The sequence below is a fragment of the Ruminococcus callidus ATCC 27760 genome (assembly GCF_000468015.1).
Lineage (GTDB): Bacteria > Bacillota > Clostridia > Oscillospirales > Ruminococcaceae > Ruminococcus_C > Ruminococcus_C callidus.
On sequence record NZ_KI260367.1, the window covers coordinates 1 to 671 of the forward strand.

The 671-nt window shown below is 51.1% G+C and carries 1 protein-coding gene; it reads right to left on the bottom strand.

Annotation, left to right across the window (positions count from 1 at the left end; all coding sequences use genetic code 11):
* On the bottom strand, positions 1-517 hold a 517-nt coding region (locus RUMCAL_RS05915; RefSeq protein ID WP_040647232.1), incomplete at its 3' end, for a Gp37-like protein.
* Between the last annotated feature and the right edge of the window lie 154 nt (positions 518-671).

The following is a 671-nucleotide window of genomic DNA, read 5'->3' on the forward strand; positions in this document are numbered from 1 at the left end:
CGCCGATGGTTTCACAAAGGCTGTACAGCCATTCCAGAATATTGTCATAGCTGACCTGCATGCGTGCGGTGTTCTGCCAGCAGTCACCGGATACTGTTCCCATGGAAAAACCGGGCAGATTGCGGATTCCGGCAGAGATGACATTGCGGGACAGCACCTTGCGGACGATGTCCTCATAGCTGCCGTTTGCGGTGATGGTGGGATAGATGATTCTTCGTTCCAGCAGGCAGGCAAGAAACCGTCCGGTGACTGTCAGGTAATCGCCCTTTTCGGCATCCGTCTCCAATTGCAGAGATTCAATGATGCCGAAGTGCTGTGCATCATCGCTCCTTGCCACAATTCTGCCACGCTGAAAGATGGATACATTCTGCGGACTGGCAGCGATATACACCTCAAAACAGCCGCACTGGTAAAACTCAATGTCCCACAAAAGCGACGAATAGCTGTCGCAGATGGCTTCCAAAGAAACAGAAATGTGGTCTTTCAGAGCCGTCAAGCTGTAAATTTCCAACTGCATAGCTATACCCCCAGATAAGAATTGCGGTGCATCAAAGTCACACGCAGCTTTTTTACACCACGAACTGCCTCGACCCGAAAGATATTTGTGCCTTCCTTCAAGGTCAGCCAAGTAGAGCCAGAAACCAGCCGGTTCAGGATGTTGCTGTCCACGC